1 pseudogene is annotated in these 717 nt (G+C 47.7%); it reads right to left on the bottom strand.

Annotation, left to right across the window (positions count from 1 at the left end):
* Nucleotides 1-312 precede the first annotated feature (312 nt).
* Nucleotides 313-543, bottom strand: a pseudogene (locus P5683_RS25505) (zinc ribbon domain-containing protein); the annotation flags it as partial.
* Nucleotides 544-717 lie beyond the last annotated feature (174 nt).

Here is a 717-nt window from a genome sequence, read left to right as displayed (position 1 = left end):
CTCTCGACCCCTAACCCTTTAAGGGGAAAGGATGTGACTGAAAGCTAATGCCTAATTGTAATGGTTAGGATATGCCCACTAGTCACGGTGTGGATATAGATACTGCGATAAAGTAGGGGCTTAATAGCGAAAGCGAGTTTAAAGACTACGTATGCAAATAGCTTTGAAAGTTGAAGTACAAAAGCAAGGGGTAGTAACCTTGTTCCCAATGACAAAAGGGGTATCCACATCAGGAGCCGTATGAGGTGAAAGTCTCAAGTACGGTTTGGAATTGGAGTTGGGGAAGGTGACTTCCCTTTCGACCATAACAACATCGCGCGCGGCTAGATATCCACAGTGCGAACAAATATGTGTTCTTTCTGATAGGGTTTTCTTCACCACTTGACTGCAGTTTGAGCATTCTTGGCTGGTATAGTGAGCTGGCACAGCTACCGTGACCTTGCCATATTTAATGCCAAAATACTCTAGCCAACCGCGAAAAGTAGACCAACCCGCATCATAAATAGATTTAGCTAGTTTTCGATTTCTTACCAGCCCTTTGACAATGAAGCTCACCCCACCCGCCCAAGGCAGGTGGGGGTGTCGGTGCTAACCTCGAACTGTGCTAGTCCACAGGTCACACAAACAAGCCCAGCTTCTAGGCGATCGCCGAGAACGTTGGATCGAGGGCTCCTCACTGTCCTTTCGGCGAGTGAGCTGAAGAATACCTCGTGCAGC

Origin of the sequence: Limnospira sp. PMC 1279.21, from assembly GCF_032349615.1 — a bacterium.
Classification (GTDB): domain Bacteria; phylum Cyanobacteriota; class Cyanobacteriia; order Cyanobacteriales; family Microcoleaceae; genus Limnospira; species Limnospira fusiformis.
The sequence above is the reverse complement of the archived record's forward strand: the minus strand, read 5'-3'. Positions and strand labels throughout refer to the sequence as shown.